The organism is Candidatus Komeilibacteria bacterium CG_4_10_14_0_2_um_filter_37_10 (assembly GCA_002793075.1).
GTDB lineage: Bacteria > Patescibacteriota > Patescibacteriia > UBA1558 > UBA1558 > UM-FILTER-37-10.
Genome location: PFPO01000058.1, coordinates 1 through 17,534, shown reverse-complemented (window position 1 = coordinate 17,534; position 17,534 = coordinate 1). Strand labels below are relative to the sequence as shown.

At 36.2% G+C, this 17,534-nt stretch carries 17 protein-coding genes; 1 reads left to right on the top strand and 16 read right to left on the bottom strand.

Translation table 11 applies throughout. The features are described from left to right. The 5 genes from COX77_03200 to COX77_03180 form a co-directional block, all read right to left on the bottom strand. Positions 1 to 867, bottom strand: an 867-nt coding sequence (locus tag COX77_03200) for a DNA topoisomerase IV subunit B (protein PIZ98892.1), incomplete at its 3' end; no start/stop codon positions are given. Positions 868 to 1,061: 194 nt separating this feature from the next. Beyond that, a complete protein-coding gene (locus COX77_03195; GenBank protein PIZ98891.1) occupies positions 1,062 to 1,475 on the bottom strand; it encodes a hypothetical protein in 414 nt (137 codons plus the stop codon). A 4-nt stretch (positions 1,476 to 1,479) separates the two neighbouring features. Further along, positions 1,480 to 3,903 carry a phenylalanine--tRNA ligase subunit beta gene (locus tag COX77_03190; GenBank protein PIZ98890.1) on the bottom strand — a complete coding sequence of 808 codons (2,424 nt, stop codon included), beginning with the start codon at positions 3,901 to 3,903 and terminating at the stop codon, positions 1,480 to 1,482. Positions 3,904 to 3,912: 9 nt separating this feature from the next. Beyond that, positions 3,913 to 4,926: a phenylalanine--tRNA ligase subunit alpha gene (locus COX77_03185; protein ID PIZ98889.1), complete on the bottom strand. Its 1,014-nt coding sequence runs from the start codon at positions 4,924 to 4,926 to the stop codon at positions 3,913 to 3,915. Between the two features lie 6 nt (positions 4,927 to 4,932). After that, complete coding sequence (locus tag COX77_03180) at positions 4,933 to 5,316, bottom strand: hypothetical protein (GenBank protein PIZ98888.1); 384 nt, start codon at positions 5,314 to 5,316, stop codon at positions 4,933 to 4,935. Positions 5,317 to 5,492: 176 nt separating this feature from the next. Between COX77_03180 and COX77_03175 the strand changes: the two genes are divergently transcribed. Then, on the top strand, positions 5,493 to 5,732 hold the full coding sequence (locus tag COX77_03175) for a hypothetical protein (GenBank protein PIZ98887.1): 240 nt from the start codon (positions 5,493 to 5,495) through the stop codon (positions 5,730 to 5,732). Between the two features lie 95 nt (positions 5,733 to 5,827). Here the strand turns inward: COX77_03175 and COX77_03170 are convergent, their stop codons facing one another. From COX77_03170 to COX77_03120, 11 genes are all read right to left on the bottom strand, one after another. Continuing rightward, on the bottom strand, positions 5,828 to 6,358 hold the full coding sequence (locus COX77_03170) for a hypothetical protein (GenBank protein PIZ98886.1): 531 nt from the start codon (positions 6,356 to 6,358) through the stop codon (positions 5,828 to 5,830). A 92-nt stretch (positions 6,359 to 6,450) separates the two neighbouring features. Next, positions 6,451 to 6,687, bottom strand: a complete 237-nt coding sequence (locus COX77_03165; GenBank protein PIZ98885.1) for a hypothetical protein — start codon at positions 6,685 to 6,687, stop codon at positions 6,451 to 6,453. Positions 6,688 to 6,694: 7 nt separating this feature from the next. Next, positions 6,695 to 7,333, bottom strand: a complete 639-nt coding sequence (locus COX77_03160; protein PIZ98884.1) for an SAM-dependent methyltransferase — start codon at positions 7,331 to 7,333, stop codon at positions 6,695 to 6,697. A gap of 21 nt (positions 7,334 to 7,354) precedes the next feature. Beyond that, complete coding sequence (locus COX77_03155) at positions 7,355 to 7,654, bottom strand: hypothetical protein (GenBank protein ID PIZ98883.1); 300 nt, start codon at positions 7,652 to 7,654, stop codon at positions 7,355 to 7,357. Between the two features lie 2 nt (positions 7,655 to 7,656). Further along, positions 7,657 to 10,608 (bottom strand): hypothetical protein, encoded by a 2,952-nt coding sequence (locus COX77_03150; protein ID PIZ98882.1) that lies wholly within the window; start codon positions 10,606 to 10,608, stop codon positions 7,657 to 7,659. A gap of 43 nt (positions 10,609 to 10,651) precedes the next feature. Then, positions 10,652 to 11,272, bottom strand: coding sequence for a hypothetical protein (locus tag COX77_03145; protein ID PIZ98881.1), 621 nt, complete (start codon positions 11,270 to 11,272; stop codon positions 10,652 to 10,654). Positions 11,273 to 11,284: 12 nt separating this feature from the next. Continuing rightward, positions 11,285 to 13,516 carry a hypothetical protein gene (locus COX77_03140; protein PIZ98880.1) on the bottom strand — a complete coding sequence of 744 codons (2,232 nt, stop codon included), beginning with the start codon at positions 13,514 to 13,516 and terminating at the stop codon, positions 11,285 to 11,287. A 25-nt stretch (positions 13,517 to 13,541) separates the two neighbouring features. Then, positions 13,542 to 14,675 (bottom strand): hypothetical protein, encoded by a 1,134-nt coding sequence (locus tag COX77_03135; protein ID PIZ98879.1) that lies wholly within the window; start codon positions 14,673 to 14,675, stop codon positions 13,542 to 13,544. A 147-nt stretch (positions 14,676 to 14,822) separates the two neighbouring features. Beyond that, the gene (locus COX77_03130) at positions 14,823 to 16,271 is read right to left on the bottom strand and encodes a hypothetical protein (protein PIZ98878.1); all 1,449 of its coding nucleotides are present in this window, start codon (positions 16,269 to 16,271) and stop codon (positions 14,823 to 14,825) included. Positions 16,272 to 16,393: 122 nt separating this feature from the next. Beyond that, positions 16,394 to 16,810: a hypothetical protein gene (locus COX77_03125; protein PIZ98877.1), complete on the bottom strand. Its 417-nt coding sequence runs from the start codon at positions 16,808 to 16,810 to the stop codon at positions 16,394 to 16,396. A 532-nt stretch (positions 16,811 to 17,342) separates the two neighbouring features. Further along, positions 17,343 to 17,534 (bottom strand): DNA recombination protein RmuC (locus COX77_03120; protein PIZ98876.1); only part of this gene is annotated, 192 nt, incomplete at its 5' end.

Below are 17,534 nucleotides of genomic sequence, written 5' to 3'. Positions count from 1 at the left end.
GGTGTGAATATTATTGGCAAATGAATATAGTGACTCGCGAAACTCACCAACATATTGAACGGCAATCTCCACCTGAACGTCATCGTTTTGCCGTTTATCAATATAGAATATCTTTTCTTGCTTAATCTCATTGTTACGGTTGAGAAATTTCACATAAGACGAAATACCACCCTCAAAATAGAAACTATACTTATTCTCATTAGCCGTGCGCTGATCAAATATATCAATACGCACGCCTTTGGTTAAATAGGCTTGCTGGCGTAAATGATCAACTACCGTCCACCAATCAAACTCGGTAACTGTAAAAATTTCGGCATCGGGTTGAAAAATTTGCTTGGTACCCGTCTCCTTAGTTTTCCCCACTTGCTTTAACGGGGTTTTGACATTACCACAAGTATATTCCTGAGCCCAGATATAACCGTCACGCTTAACTTCTGTCCGCACCCATTTAGACAAGGCATTGACTACGGAAATACCAACACCGTGTAAACCGCCAGATACTTTATAGCCACCATCACCGAACTTACCACCAGCATGTAGTGTCGTCATTACTGTTTCCAAAGCGCTCTTCTTGGTTACTTTATGTTTATCAACGGGAATACCGCGACCATTATCCGCCACCGACACCTTACCATCAGGTAATAAACACACTTCTACTAAATTACAAAAGCCAGCCATGGCTTCGTCAATGGCATTATCTACCGCTTCCCAAATTAAGTGATGTAATCCTTCACTGGCAGTATTGCCAATATACATTCCGGGTCTTTTGCGAACAGGTGCTAATCCTTCGAGAACTGTAATATTTTTTGCTGTGTAATCAGCGGCTGCTGCCCGATTTTTATTTTTTTGTTCCTCTTTAGTAACCATATAAAATAATAATAATATTGATCAAAAAAAATAAACGTTATTTTTCCTTCGTTGATTTTTTACTAAGCAAGTCAACGCTATTCTTACTGGATAATTGTAGCATAAAATAACGGTAAAAACAAGATGACAAAGATAACAAAAGAACCCTATTTATTAGACAAAACAGGGCCTTTTTTTACGTAATTTATCCTTCGCTAGTTATCTTTTTTTCCAGTGTCTTGTTCTAATTTCTCCCGCTCTAATTTAAGTCTCTTTTTTTCCTCTTGCAAAGCCATTTTAGCAGCTTTGGCTTCTCGTAATCTTTGTTCTACTACTGAACGATCTTCAAATAAAACTATCACACCACCAAAGTAATTAGCTACTAAATTGTAAATAAAACCCATTAAGATTCCCAGAAAAAAAGAAAATAAACCCACTACAATACTGACTAAAACAGTGGCGATCAGTCCAGAGCCAAAACCGAGAAAATCTAAGCTCGACATTGAGCCTAAACCGAAAAACAGAACTCCAATATTAATAATAACTCCTACCACCAAATAAACACCGCCGGTAATAACTGCCAGTACTTTAGCCAATGAAATGGCGTCAATTTTTAATATTTCCTTCATTTTTTTATTTTTTAATGGTTAATTTATATTTATCTTCTATTAATTCTTTAATTTTGTTACTAACCGCCTCAATATCCTGTGTAGTTAAGGTCTTAGTTGGATCATACAATCGTATATGAAAAGCAATGGAGAATTGTCCTGCCTGATCTTGGTACTGATCAAAAAGTTCAACACCAATGACTAAAGGATCGACTTGATAAATGCTTTTTTCTAAATCAATCCAGGGCACGCTAGCGGATAAAATAACGGAAAAATCCTTAATCACTACGGGATATTTAGGAAGTGGCTGGTATTTCTTTTTGTCCACTACTTGTTTAGCTATTTCGGTTAAATTTAACTCGGTTACGGCCGGGCTATTTTTCCACTTTAGCTCTTTAGCTATCTTCGGTATTAGCAAACCAAAGTAACCCAGCTCTTCACCATTGGCGACAATAGATAGACAATAATTAGTGGACAAGAATGGTTGTTTTTTTATTTGCCATTCTACTGTTAAACCTAGCTCCTTAAATAAATACTCCAATTGTCCCTTGATCGTAAAAAATAAATTTTCTTCTTCCTGGTAAATCAGCCATGCCAACATTTTGGGTTGTTGTGGTAAATAAGTATTTTGGTTTGGTTGATCCAGGATAATACTATCTACTGGCCAATAAACGCGGCCAACTTCAAAAATACCTATTTGCTTAAACCATCGTAAATTATCCGTTAAATTCTTTACTAAGTTGGTTAGTAAAGTCGGTCTTAAAAACCGCTGATCGGGTGATAAATAATTTTTCAATTGTAAACAATTGGCTGGATTGTATTTTAACAAAGTCAAATACTTTTCATCCTGCCAGGAATAATTATATACCTCATTGAGCGCTAAGTTACGACTAAGAAAAGACTTGATCTTCCTTTCGGTTATTATTTCTTTATTTTGTTCCGTTCTCGTAATTTTAATGCTGGGCATACTATCAACAATACGATCATAGCCATAAATACGAGCAACTTCTTCAACTAAGTCCTCTTCACGGCTAATATCTTTAGTAGCGCGCCAAGATGGCACCGTCACTTGCAAATTATTCTTCTTAGCTACTACTACAAACTTCAATCTTGCTAAAATATCAACTATCGTAGCTTGACCTAAAGTCATGCCAATTTTCTTTTCAATATATTCAACAGTTGTCTTGATAACTATTTTTTCTTTTTTACTCTTATTTAAATCAAATACTTGAGAAATAATATGGGCCTCTGGACACAATGCTAAAATCATTTGTACGGCTTGAGCCAAAGCAATAGCTGTTAAATTAGGATCCAAATTTTTCTCAAATCTGGCCGATGCCTCTGTTCGCAGGCCATGTCTTAATGCTGAGCGACGAATAGGAGTAGCGGAGAAATTAGCGGATTCCAAAACAACATCCGTAGTCATTTCATCAACCTCGGAATTAGCCGCACCCATCACACCAGCTAGAGCAATAACTTTTTCTTGATCAGTAATTACTAAATCAGCTACGGTTAATTTTACCGTGTCACCAGCTAATGAGGGAAATAACTCATCGCTCTTAGCCGGACGAATATTAATTTTATTACCTTTAATCTTCTTGGCATCAAAAGCATGTAGTGGTTGGCCCAAATCAGCCAAAACATAATTAGTAATATCTACGACATTATTGATGGGCTTTAAACCAACAGCAATCAAGGATTTCTGTAACCATATTGGTGATGGTGCAATTTTTATTCCGGATAAAACAACTGCTTGATACCGCGGACAAAGCTGACTATCGCTTACTTGCACTTTTAAAGAAGAGCCACTGCCATCTTTAATACTCGCTGGTAAATACTCAATTAAGGGATATTGATAAATCGCTGACACTTCTCTGGCCAAGCCATAGTGTGACCATAAATCCGGACGATTGGTTATTGATTTATTATCTATTTCATAAATGGTGTCTTCTAAATCCAAAGCGATAGTTAGGGGCGTACCTGGTATTTGATTGTCATTACCCAAATCCATAATCTCTTTTTCCGATGTCGCTGGCCAAAGCTCGGCCAAACCAATCTCTACTGAAGCACAGATCATACCAAAACTACTAATACCTCTAATTTTAGTTTCTGCTAGCTGAACGGGCTCACCATTGCCATGCCAACGCACAAAAGCACCAGGCAGCGCTACTGCCACAAACATATTTTCTCGTAAATTAGTTCCTCCGCAGACAATAGTCACACGATTAACTTGACCAATATCCACTTGGCAAACTCGTAAAAGATCAGCGTCAGGATGGGCCACTATTTCTTTTATCTGACCGACTATTACTTGATTCAGAGTAGCACCCAAAGGAAATATCTTATCAACTTCCACTGTGGACATTGTTAAACGCCATCCTAATTCTTGCGGGTCAATTACGTCTTTGGTATTTAAATATTTTTGTAACCACTTCAGTGATACCTTCATAAAAATAAATTAGAACTGTTTAAGAAACCTTAAATCACCGCTTTGTAACAAACGAATATCGTCAATGCCATACTTCATCATCACTAGTCTCGTTAATCCCAAACCAAAAGCAAAGCCGGACCAAACTTGGGGATCCAAACCGCCGTATTCTAAAACCTTAGGGTGTACTAAACCGCAAGGTAATATTTCTACCCAGCCTGATTGTTTACAAACACTACAACCCTTGCCTTCACAAATCATGCAATTGATGTCGAGTTCAAAAGCGGGCTCCACAAAAGGAAAAAATCCTGGTCGTTGACGCACTTTAACATCCCGTCCAAAAACAGCCCTTAATAATTCCTTCATCACGGCAATTAAATTGGCAATGGAGATATCTTTATCAATCATCAATCCCTCCAGCTGATAAAAAGTAGTTTCGTGTGAAGCGTCCGTAGCTTCGTAACGGAAACAGCGCCCCGGAAAAATAGCTCTTAATGGTGCGCCGTATTTTTCCATCGTCCGCACCTGCAATGCCGAAGTATGCGGTTTTAAAGCATGACCGTCAGTCAACCAAAAAGTATCTTGCATCTCGCGCGCTGGATGATCGGCTGGTATATTTAAACCTTCAAAATTATAATAATCGGATTCGACATCCGGTCCCTCTAACACCATAAAACCCAGGCTTCGGAAAATATCTTCTAATTCATTTTGGATAATGGTATTGGGATGCAAACTACCAACCAAAATCTGTTGACCGGGTAGGGTTAAATCAACCTTAGTGACTTGGTCGCTTTCCCCCTGATCACTAAGACGATCTGCTATATTTTTCAATTCTTCCGCAATAATCAATTTTAAATCATTGGCCAATTGACCAACTTTGGGTTTTTCTTCTTCAGCAATATCTTTCAGTTGACGTAAAACCTTGGTCAACTCTCCTTGACGTCCCAAATATTTTAAACGAAATTTTTCAATCTCGCTATTTTCTTTAATTTTTTTAAGCTCAGCTTGAGCTTGTTTTTTAATTTTTTCTAATTGATCTAACATAGCTAATTAATCTTCTGATTTTATGGCTGATAAAAATAAAAATTCTACCAAGGATAATATAATAAGAATAATAAATACTGCTAAAGCACTAAGCTTGTTCATTGATTGTAATAACAAACAAAGGCAAATTAATAAAGAAAAGAAAAAACCTTGTCTCAGGGCGATATTCATTCTGGTCAAGGTAATTAGTTGAGGTGACAACAGTCGTCGCCAGTAGTAACCAACAATAGTAAATGTTCCTAAACAACTGAAGAAAAAGGTTAAATAAAACAAAGAAACTGACAACCAGGCATTATCATCCGGCCGTAGTAAATTGACTACAGCAATCCACAATAACCAAAAGATAATGGTAGTGATTGTTAAAATAGTAAAATATTTACGGACGGTCATAATTTATCAATATCTACTATAAAATACAATTTTTTAGCAAAAAAGTCAAACAAAAATCTATGTGGATAAGAATATGAGATGATTTATTCTGTTACTGCTTGACAATTAATAAATACTGTGTTATGATCATTTATTAATTTCCATAGTCTATTTTGTTATTTAAAAAAGGAGAAAAAATGTTAAACAACACACAAAGTGTAACTATTAAAGATCTGGTATTAATAACTATGCTCGATGGCTCAAAAAAACAGGGTGTTGTACAAGCTACTTGTGCTAATGGTGGTCTTTTAATCTACCACCCGGAACATGGAACAATGTACTTCGGTATCTATGATAACGATCTAAAATCACAAGGAGCGATAGTTGAAGTTATCGATGATCATGAAGCAAATTTTGCTTTAAACTCCTATCGGTAATTTTAATTAATTGTCACTGCATTTTACTTTTACAAAAAGGACTATTAACAGTCCTTTTTTATTTTCTAAATTCACCAATTATAATTTATTACTTCCTAATCTATGGTAACTCCTTGTTGAGCTAAATCTTTTTTCACTTGTTTATTATTTAAATAAAGAATAGTTTTAATACCGAATTTGCTCACCGGTGCAAAGTATTTTTCTTGATTATCAATAAATACTAACTCACTAGGTAAAAATTCAATTTGTGGTAATATTTTGTCCCAAATCTCCGTCTGTGTTTTACTAACTCCCAATTGATGTGATAGAAATAATTTATTAAAATAAACATCAAATTGAATTTGTTTTTCATAATTGGGAAAAACTGATCCAAAGTTATTGGATAGTAAATAAGTAGTATATTGCTGATGGAGTTTTTGGATATAATTTAATAAATCATAATTTATGGCTGGTATAATGTCATTAAAAAGATAAAAAAACAACTGGGGATTTACAGTCTGATCAAGTGACCCAATGAATTGCTGCAAGAATTCTGCTGCGGTCAGATCGGCCCGAGCAAAAGGTTGTAATAATTTTTTAAACTCGGAGCGAATTTGATATTCATCAACAGCCAATTTACTGGTCAATTCACGAACTAAACTGTCGGCCCAATTTTCTTTGGTACAAACACCAAACTAGTCAAATATTATTCCCTTGATCATATGTTTAAAAAAATAATTTACTTCTTTTGTTTATTATCAATTAAAGTATTTTTATTAGGATAACAACAAAGAACATTATCTAAATATTGAATACCGCAAAAATATTGACAAATAGCCACGTTTTTAATAGCACACTTATGTTTATCAGTATCTTCGGACTCATTCCAGGGACATCTCATCTGCTGCCAGGATGTTTGTTTACCGGAAGTAAGATCAATATCCATATTAGCACCATCTAAATTTTTTATTCTCATTCACGTATTAATTATCCTCTTTAATTATAATAACAAAATCTAAAGTGAAAAATAATAGTTTATTCTGAATAATTTGGTAACGCTCAATGCCAGCAGCTGCCAATAAACTCTTGAGATCCTTCATGGATAATAAATTCATATAGCTGCCAGTGGCCCAACCCTTACCAATGAGAGAGAGATAGGAAAAAAATATCCGTTGTGGTAAAAAATGTAGCAATGGCGTTCGCGTGTGAATCTCTATCGGAAAATATTTATTCGGTGTGGTAATAAACGCGGTTCGCGCTACTCTCTTTACCTCCTGTAAAAAGAGTAATTGCTGCTCGCGATTGCCAACGTGCTCCAGAACGGCATTGGACCAGCAAATATCAAACTCTTTATCAAAAAAAGGGAAACGATCACCATTGTAAAGAACGACATTAACTTGCGAATAGCGCTTTTTAAACAGTGAGCCACCGGCAATCCCCAAAGCCGTAATTTTATTAGGGTAAGGATATTTTTTTTCTAAATAATTATCCCAAGGCGAATATTCTTGTTCATTAAAACCAACATCTAAAATTGTTGTCTGCGTTGTCAACTTAAATAATTTATTAAAAATATTCCACTTCCTTTTTCTATTGAATCCCGATATTTGATTAATGATTGACATAGTAAAAAAATAATTAATAATTTAATTTAATGTAACCAATACACTTTGTACCACCTCTTTCTGAAAATGATCATTGATTTTTCTTTTTAACATCTCCCCGCGGAGTTTAATGTAGGTTCCCAACAAACTGCTATTTACTTTAATCTTAATAACACCGCTTTTAATACTAACGGCCGTCATTTCCGTGCCGCTATCAATAACATACTGCTCATTCAGTAAACGCTGAGCATATGCCAATACCGTTGCCGTTTCGATCTGTTGGCCATATCTGTTGGAACTAGATTTCTGATTTAATAATGATGATAATGTATTAAAAGTCATAATTATTGTTGATGATCACACAAATCAGCGAAAGCGCAATATTGGCAGTGATATTCCGGGCAAGCGGAAAAATCGGCTGTCTTAATTTGCTCAATAACTTCGAGAATATTTTGTTTAACTTTTTCTAACTCCCTTGGTGTACCGATGAAAGACTGCTGTTTATTTTCGTCTAAATAATGGTAGGTTAATTGTTCCACCTGCATACCAAGAACTTCTTGTGCAGCTATTTGATAAATTAATAGTTGTTCTTTGTCGTCCGCTGTTAATTTTTCTTTATACTTACCAGTTTTGTAATCAATGATGTGAACTTGGCCACTGACGGTAGGATCGATACGATCAATCACACCCTTAATTTTATAATCACCGACACGACAAAAAAACTCTTGCTCTAAAAACAATGGTACGCTTATTGCTGGGCTAATACTGTCGTAATAAACACGCAAAGTTACTTGGCCTTGTTTTTTCTTCTTCTGCATTTGCACTGCATCATCATACCAATCGTTTAACCAATGTCTTTCATATAATTCAACTAACTCTGCCCAGCTAACCAAATTACCAATGGTCTTGGTCTTGCCCGGACCAAATAAATCTCCTTGGTGCTGACCGGCTCGCTCTTTAACTAATATATAAAAATCCTGCAGTGTGTTGTGTAAGGACTTGCCATAGCTAAAACTAGCATTGCCCTTGATGGGCATCTTCAAAACGTACTGATAATAATATTGTAATGGACAGGTGGCAAAAGTCTTAAGCTGAGAATAGGAAAAATGTTTTGGTAGAGTAAATAGTTTCGTGGTATCTGGTTTGGCTATTGGTTGCACGTCATTCACTACTTCTGCTAAATTATTCACTGCCATACCAAGCTCTGCTAAAAACCGTGATGGCTTCTTTTTACGGACACCACCATAATCAAGACCACCAGTAAGAAACAATCCTTGCTGAGCACGAGTCATAGCGACATAAAACAATCGTCTCTCCTCCTGGACATGTACGTCACCTGCTGGCACTACCTCTTTAACCAAATCATCGGGCAATTCAATCGGTTCCCTGCGTTCAATGGTGGGAAATCTTTGCTCCACTAAATTAACCACAAAAACATACTTAAACTCTAAACCCTTTGACCCATGAATAGTCATTAATTTAACTGTATCTGGCCCCATATCGGGATCAAAGGACAAAGCTCCTTGTTCGCCAGACTCTAGTTCCATATTATACAAATTAATAAAGTTCTTGACCGTTGACTCCTCGGTATTTTGCTGCCAGGAACGTATCTTTTGATAAAAAGTATTGAGATAATAAAATAGTTGCTGCTTTTCTTTTTCTGTTTGTTGATTCACATAAGCCAAATAACCACTATCAGCTAAAAAGGCATAAACTATTTCCCAAACTTTTTTACTCTTAGCGGCAGTGGTATGCTTTTGCATGAGGGTAACTATTTTCTGCAGACCGATAACAAAAGTTTGATCCAACTTTAATTCCCGCGGTGCTTGCGATAAGGATTCATACAAAGATATTTGTTTCTGATAAGCATAATGAACAACTTTTATTAATTGTTCATCGGCCAACTGCCAAAATGGCAGATTTAAAATGCGCCATAAGGCCGGTGACTCGTGATAATTATCCAAACACTTTAAATACGCGACAATGTCTTTAACGATCTTTTGCCGATAGAGACCAGTACTGGCGACAAAATAGTTGGGTAGTTCCGCACGATCCAGTGCTTCTTGAAAAGGACGCGTCGCGTCATTGGCTCTAACCAAAATAGCAAAGTCACTCCACTTAGCATCAGGCTCTTGATTGTACAAACTAATAATCTTATTAACCACCCAATTTACTTCACTATCTAAATCAGTCGCCCAATACTGCTCAATCAGTCCTAGCTCCCCGCTACTGGCTAATAAGCGCTTAGATAGCTTATTGGTCTTCCCCAATTGCACTTCTAAACGATAGGGGTTGTTTTGTTGAATGAACTGATAAGATATGTCCAAAATATTTTGACGACTACGGTAGTTATTAATTAAATATACTTCTTGGGCTTGGGGAAAATCTTTTTTAAATTGCATTATATTCGCAATTGAAGCGCCGCGAAATTTATAAATTGACTGATCGTCGTCACCAACTACTGTCAAATTATTACTCGGGCTTGCCAATAATTTTAATAACGAGTATTGAGCGTAATTGGTATCTTGAAACTCGTCAACGAGAATATATTTGAATTGCTCACGATATTTTTTTAAAATATTTGGTCTTTTTTGAAAAAGCTGTAAAGTATAACTCAACAAGTCACCAAAATCTAAACAGTTATTGTCTAATAATATTTTTTGATAAAGTTGATAAGCCTGCGCTATTTCCCTAATACGATCAGCTTCCATTTCCTTAGCTCCTTGATCATCAGTAATAACTTTTTTCTTACCCCGCTTACTCTTGGTTGTTAACGCATTATCCAGATCACTTTTTAGTTGTTCCGCATACTGTAAATAATTTTCCGGATATATTAATTCATCCTTAGCGCGGGAAAAATGTTGCAAAAGCGCATGAATAAATTTCGTCGGATTTCCCAGTGGGCGATAGTAATCTAGAGAAAAATCGTATAAATGTTGACGGACCAGCAACCAAGCTTCAGTTGGTGTCACCACTTTAAAGTTAGCCGGCAAACCAATGTCCAAAGCATGATTGGCTAATACCTTTTGACAAAAAGCATGAAAGGTGGAAATCCATAGATCTAAATAACCATAAGGTAACTCTTGATCCAATCTAATCTCCATTTCCTCGGCCGCTTTTTCCGTAAAGGTTAGGGCTAACACCTGATCAGATTGCAGCTGCTTATTTTTCAGAAGCCAGGAAAAACGCTGGGTAATAACGGCTGTTTTGCCAGTTCCGGCTCCGGCTACGATTAAAAGTGGTCCCTCGCCATGAGTGACCGCAGCTAACTGTTCTTGATTGAGCTTTATTTCCATGGGTGAATTTTAACATTTTCTTACTAATTAAAAAACCCTCTAGCTAATAGAGGGTTTTTGGTCCTGACTTTCTACCAAAAATGGCTATCTTCTTTTTATTTCTTCGCGCCCAATAATAGTCGCCATAAGACCAATGCCAATACTCCTGGGGATAATTGGACAAACCAGCGTTTTGTAAAGCCTGAAACATGATTGCGCGATTGCGTTGCAAATATTTCGATAACTTCGGTTGATTTGATTGAGCATTTTCTTGATAACTTAGCTTACTACTCTTCATTGGCACTTTGCGGCCATTGCTTAAGAGACGTAAATCAACTGCTCCGCCCGTCATGTGTCCCGATACTTTTCCACCCTGGCTGGGTGCTACGTATTTATCTACCTCTTTTGTTATGCGGGCGGTTGACCAGTTGGGATTTTTTTCTTTAAACCGGAAAAAAAACTCCTGCCTAATCCTCTCTTGCACAACTGCTGGTCGCCATGCATCATTAATAATAAAGGTCATGCCTCGGGGTAAAGAGGCTAATGCTTTTTTCAACATCCGGGCAACAGTTAGACGCAAAAATGCTTGTTCTCCTGCTCGTTTACGACCCAAATGAACTACTAAACTCGGGCAATAACGTTTAACCGCCACCAGTCGTTCATTACACTCCTGAATTTTGATCATAATTTTAAAAAATTATTTTAACGGTAGAGCAAAACCAAAAATACTACCCTTGCCCAAACCGGCACTTTTCACATAAACGCGGCCACTATGTGCTTCAATAACCTTACGAGCAATATATAAACCCAAACCAGAACCGCCCGTACTAATCTTCTTCACCTCGGAGCTACGAACAAATTTTTCAAACAAAAAATTAATGTCTTGCTGCTTAATACCAATACCGCTATCTGCAACCTCGATCACCACTTCCTTCTTCACTGCAAACACTCGCACTTCAATACTGCCGCTAGGCGTATATTTGATAGCGTTATCAATATAGTTACCAACGGCATCTTTGACCTTGTCCTCATCTAACTTTAACTTAATTGTACCGCGTGGCACATCAAGGTGATATTTTAACTGCTTTTTCTGGGCTTCTAACTTCAGTTCTTCAAAACTACTCCTCACGATTGCTAGCAAATCACATTCCTTAGCAACAATGGTAAAACGCTTTGCTTCAATACGGGAAATATTGAGGAAGGTATTAATCATGCGACTCATGCGATCGGAGTTTAAATAAAGCTCATTGATTATCTTGGCAGCTTCTTTGGGTAATTTACCAAAATCTCCTTCATCCAACATTGATAAGTATCCTTTGATGCCGGAAAGTGGCGTTCGCAACTGATGAGAGGCAATAGATAAAAACTCCGACTTCGCCTGATCAAGTTGTTGTAAATTTTCATTAGCTACTTTTAACTGCTTATTAGCCTTTTCTAAATCTAGTGTCGCGGCGGCAATCTTGCCCTGCAACTCTTTATTAAAATTACTAACTTGCTCGTAGAGCAACGCATTGTTAATAGCCACAGCCGCTTGATTGGTCACCGTATCTATTAGTTTAATATCCTCATCAGAATAACCATCGTTGGTAATTTTTTGACCTAAAAATATGATGCCCAATAGTTGATCCTCTTTAAATAATGGGGCACAAACATCAATAGGAAAGTCCATTAGTTCACTTCTTAACTTACGCCATTGCTTAGTTGTTTCCGTACTGAGAGAGCCATTAAGAATAAATTTTATTTCGTCCAATAACAAAACATTATTCGTGCTTAATAATTGCTGTTGCAAAAACTTATTATCACTAAAAAAGCTCAGCTCCGAAGATTGATAACCATTAGATTTGACATAATGAGCACTGGGCTGATTATTGACAAACAGAACTAGGCCGATCTTTTCCAATTGAAATGGATTATTCAATGACTCTAAAACATGATTGACTACCGCTGGCAGCTCAATGACGGAAGTCAAATTACGACTGGACTCTTTCAGAACTTCTTGATAATCGTAAATATCGGAAAAGAAATATTTATTAGCTAAAGAACTAAAATATCTTTGCAATGGCTGATAAACCAACAAACCGACTACTAAAGCGGCAATTTGAAAATAAGGAGTATGGGGAAATTGCCAAACTAACAAGTAATTAAAGCAGTAGCTGATAGCCGCAGTACTCAGAAAAGCCGCTAAAAATACGGAACCGCGTTTGAAGATAACCCTAATGGATAGAAAGCGATGACGAATGATCGTATAAGCGAGAATAACTACAAAAAATACCCCCGATAAATAAGCAAAAGGGTAAACGGCAATACCATAAGCTGGTAAATATCCCAGCGTGCCAATAAATACTAAAAAAATAAAAGCCATAATCACAAACTTGGCTTGTGTGCGCGAAATCGCCGAATTAGTACGACGATAAAATTTAAATAAATTGGTAAAAAGAAAAGCAATAAAAATAGTAAAATAGATCAGAAATAGATGGTGCCAAAATTGCGCTTTAGTATGTACGCCCCACTCATAGCGAAATACATCATTAACAAAATAGGGCGTTCGGCTCATGATTAAAAAAAACAGAGCTAGTAAATAAGAAAATAAAATTTGCTGCCGACGGTCTTTACGTTCCGTAAAAAGAACAGAAAAATGATAAAAAAGCGCAGGCACAAAAACAACACCCGCATAAATAAAGCGATCCCAAAAAACAACCTCATCCGTAGTTAGGCTAACGAACATGCGGTAAGTACCATACAACCAGATAGTAACCGCTAAAGAGAGAAAGAAAAAAACAACGTTCAAGGCACTACGCCAACTCTTGCTTAATATGAGAACACCTAATCCCAAAACAAAAAATGCTGATAGTAAAGGAAGTATTTGTGAAATTATCATAAAGAGTAATAAATGTGCTTTAATTATACTAAAAAAAAGAGGTTGTGTCATTAAAAAAACGCAACCTCTTAACTCATTATGCTACTGTTATAAATTTTCGCCATTGCTCAGCGGTAATTATTTGTCCAAAAGATTGAAAGTCATGCAAAATAAATCCACACTGATCAGCGTAAGCTAATAAATTAGCAAAATAATCTTCTCGTACTTTCATTAAATCGTACGCCGGTAAACTTAATTGCTTTTGTGCCAAAAGATGAGCAACGATAAAACCTTCAGCGAAACAAGCAAAAATGGTGTTGTCTCGTAAACCCATCTGATTACCATTCTCAAAATAAAGAGTATCGTTACGAACGACACCAGCGTCTAATCGCAAAAAACCAGATCCGCTACGCTGACATACGTCCGGAGTGATATTGGGCGGCTCCGCAACATCTAAGGCTAGAATCTTACCACCCCAATCTTTAATTAAATGGGGAGTAATTATTGATTCCGGTGAATTGGTAGCGGTAAATAATAGATGGACTTGCTCATTGACATCTGTACATTTTTGATACAAACGAAAACGACAACTACTTTTTAACTCAGTTGTTAGTTTTTTTAATTGAGTTATATCTCTACCAACGAGCAATAGCTGACAAGCAAACTGTGAAAAATAACGCGATACCAAACGACCTAGCAAACCATAAGCGCCAACAATCAAAAAATTTGTTTGTGGAGAATAAAAATCAACACCACCGCGTTCACAAGCTTTTTTAATTTGTTCCACACAAACAGCGGCTGTATAACTATCACCTAAAGTAAATACTGAGGTATGCTGTCCGTTAAGTTGTTGGAGTTCTGGTACTTTTAACAAATTTTTGGTACTAGCACCAAAACAAATAACATCAGCTCGTAAATCATCCAAAGCATGTACAATGGCCAGTCTGGTTTGAGTTTTGCCCTGATGGATACGCTCCAAAATCTCTTTTTTTTGCCTGGCGTCAGAAACAGATTCATTACGTAACCCGGAGTATAAATCCGCCGTGGAGGAGCCAATAACTACCATCTGTGACGACAAGCATTGGTCGCCGATGGTAATATTTACCTTTTTCCAGTTAAAAATATCCGGCACAAATTTATTGCCGGTTTCGACAAAATGATGGGCATAAACAATATCGCGATCTATCTCACTACGAGTATTAGTAATAAATGCTAAATTAACTTTGGGCATTTTTACCTCCAATTTGATGAAAAAAATATTAATGTACAAAAGGTTTGTCCTTAAGTTATTGTATTATAACAAAAAAAAGGCTTATTGCCTAAAATAAATATCTCTAATTAATAACTCAATCGTCTTAAATAATATTTCGGTATTAATCTATAAATTAATTTTATTTTCCCCTATCCCTTGCTGCCAAATTGATAACCGATGTAAAGAATAGTTATAAAGCATTGATTGCTGGTAAACTCGCGCTACTTGTTGAGCCAAAATTTGTATTAATTTAGCTTCGGTGACGCTCAGTTGTACGCGATCAAATGTAAAGCCAACGATACCGATTAAACGCCCCTCTACCAACAAGGGAAAAACACCGCTAAAATTACTTTTATTTAAAATCAGGGCGACTTCTTTGGCTAATTGCAAATCAGTATCGCGACTTAAAAAATCTAATTCCGCCTGTAATACCAGTTGGGGATTGGTTTGCAAATAATAAACAACACGATTCATAAGTTGTCGGTGCTTTTCATTCTGATCTAATTCAGGATAAACTACGGCAAAGGCATCACTGTTCTGATCATAGAGTAGTACTTCTATCTTTTTGATATTAGCTAAATAAAATAGTTCGCGGTGTAATTTTTCGCTAATATCTTGAACATTAGTCACGTCTGAGAGTGCTGATAAAAACGACCAGCTATTCTCGGAGTGCTGATGGGGGGGAGTAAAAAATATATAATCCAGTAACCAGTGATAAAATTTACTTAATTGATCAAAACTGACGGCTAAAAAAACAATAACTAATAACTTAATTGATTCCGGTGAATTGACCCAGAAAAAATTTAGCCACTTACTCTGGATTACGTAGTTAAATATTAATAACAATGTTAGTACGGTTAAAAATAATATTAATCCTTGTTTAATAATAAATTTTATTTCCATAAAACGATAACGAATTATCGCCCAACCGACTAGACCGGCAAATATCAAACCGCTTAGATAGGCAACTGGGTAAAACGCAATCCGGTAAGCTGGTAGATAAGCAGTGGAACCCAAGATAACAATCAACAAAAATGCTAATAACACATAACCGGCTTGGGTTTTGGTAATAGACGGTTTTTGTCTTCGATAATAATGGAATAATTCAATTAAAAAGAGAACCACGTAGATGAAATAATAAAATAAAAATACGTGATGAAAAATACTGGCTTGTGTATGAACGCCCCAACTATAATTAAAAACATCATGAATGAAATAATTAGTTCGACTAAGACTTAAAAAAATAATGGCTAATAAATAACCGAAGTTTAACCATGCTTTTTTATCTGCCTCTTGATCTTGACGACTAAAAACTAAAGCAAAATGATACATCAGTGTTGGCGCAAAAACGACAACAGCATAAACAATACGGTCCCAAAAAATTATTTTTGCGGGATCAGTAGCACTCAACATAAAATAAGAAGCAATATACCAAACAATAAACACCAAACAATTCAGAGCAAAGATTTGATGTAATGGTTTGCGCCAATTACGATACAAAACAAAAACCAGCAAAAAACAAGTAATGCTGGCGCTAATCAGTGATAAATATTGCCAAATTAATGGATTGTTCATATTTTTCACTATTTTAAGATTGATTTCATAACTTAGCACCGACTGATTTAGCTGTCAAGTAATTACCAACCCCTGGGGTTAATAAAAAAAACCACCAGTCGTTAACTAGTGGTTGGTAAATCTTAAACACAAATCTGCGTATGGCTTTCACTCAATCTAATCCAAATAGCTATTTCTACGTCCTTTAACAAGGTGAGAAAAGCTAAATGCGATTTAATATCGACAGCTAATTTTTCAAAAAACTCTTTCTTAACTAGCGGTGTCTCTCTTAAACCATCAACTATCACTAATACCATGTGGTGATCGATGTTTGCTGTATGTGAATAATATAGTCCATCCGGCATCTGAATAAAAAGATTATCCTGCTGATTAACACCACGGCTACCAAACAAAACATCGGAAATGATAGTATTGACTGCTGTTCGCAAATCACGATTTGGTGATTGTACTATGGGGCCATAGACCTCAGGACCGGATCGTTTGTTGTTCAGCGGTAATCCATAAACGGTAACAAAAACTATTTTCTTGGTAATATCCATTTTATCTCCTTTTGACTTTTGTGTTAAATTAATAATGATCTACTATCAGCACCTTAGCATAATCAGTAAATTTGTCAATAAAAAAAGTACCATTCGTTTCACGATTGGTACTTATAAACATCTCTTCTTAGGATCATGTTTAGCCTTCTCTGTTACCCAGGCGATAATTATATGTTCGAGGTATAATAATTATGGCAACACTATGACTAATGTTGGAACAGAGTACTTCTGGATAAGAAACCAGGATCATTATCTGTTACCAGATAATTAGATTCATCCTGCTTGACAAAATAGCTCCAAGATTGTTCTTTCCCTTAACACCGGAGATGGAAACGTGCTATTACTATAATCCATGGCGGTTTTGGCTCTTCGGATTTGTATATCGCCACAAAAGACGACCGAATCAGCATTTCTTTTCTTCACTACCCAAGAAGAGACTAGTTTATTTTAGGTAGGCTTGTATTTTATCACCACCGCAAAATATGTCAATCACTGTCTAGGGTCTTCTTATTAGATGAGATTTTACTACTTGCTACACATTATCCGGCTTGGGTAATTCTTTAATTTCTAACTTATTTTCTTGACCAGTGATTTTGACCACATCTTTATCAATCTTACCAAACTCTTTATAAACAGTATTGTACATATTTACTGTCGTACCCAAATTATTTCCCAGCTTCACTAAATAAACATTGTAGGCGAGTAAATGTTTCTGCAATTTTTC